This window comes from Bacillus sp. JJ1521 (assembly GCF_036965165.1).
GTDB lineage: Bacteria > Bacillota > Bacilli > Bacillales > Bacillaceae_L > Ferdinandcohnia.
This window is the reverse complement of sequence record NZ_JBALOX010000194.1, coordinates 7737-8362: the sequence shown is the minus strand read 5'-3', so window position 1 is coordinate 8362 and position 626 is coordinate 7737. Positions and strand designations below refer to the sequence as shown.

Below are 626 nucleotides of genomic sequence, written 5' to 3'. Positions count from 1 at the left end.
TAAGAGAGACAAAATATTTTTTTCTGGATGCTCCATGAGTTCCGGTACCTGCCCCCCATTGAATTAATGCTTTCCTGTAATAGGGGTAAGGCACCTTATTGTAGGATACTTTAAACATTTTTAAAATAGGCAATTATGAAATTGATTCAATTACAAAATTATTTTAAGAGAAAAAGCCCCATTATGAATATGGGGCTATAATTCATCTACAATCTTGGATCAATATCTTGTTCTTGACTTTCTTCAAAGATCAGATTTGCGACGGTTTGCTTGTAAGCTGCGTTTTCAGGACCAATCTCATCAAGTCGGGTTTGAAGCATTTCCATCCCCATTTTGTGTTCGATTAACGATTTTTGAATTTTTTTCTTGATGTTTTTTTGCTTCATAAGCTTAGCATACTTGTTTGGAAACTGATAATCATATCCATACACAATTGTAAGATATTCTGGGTTCCGTACTTTCAAAAACGGTACTAGATTACCCTGTGGTACTTCTGGCTTAATGACTACACCTTCCATGCCGCGTTCAACCGTTAGCTTCTTGAAAAATTCGATGGCACTATCGTACGAATCTTGTACATTCACAATCAAGTATTCATCTTCACTGATGAACGAGAACATTTCCGA

The 626-nt window shown here is 35.9% G+C and carries 1 pseudogene; it reads right to left on the bottom strand.

Going from position 1 to position 626, the window contains the following annotated elements:
- Positions 1–206: 206 nt before the first annotated feature.
- Positions 207–626 (bottom strand): annotated as a pseudogene (locus V7147_RS21490) (metallophosphoesterase); the annotation flags it as partial.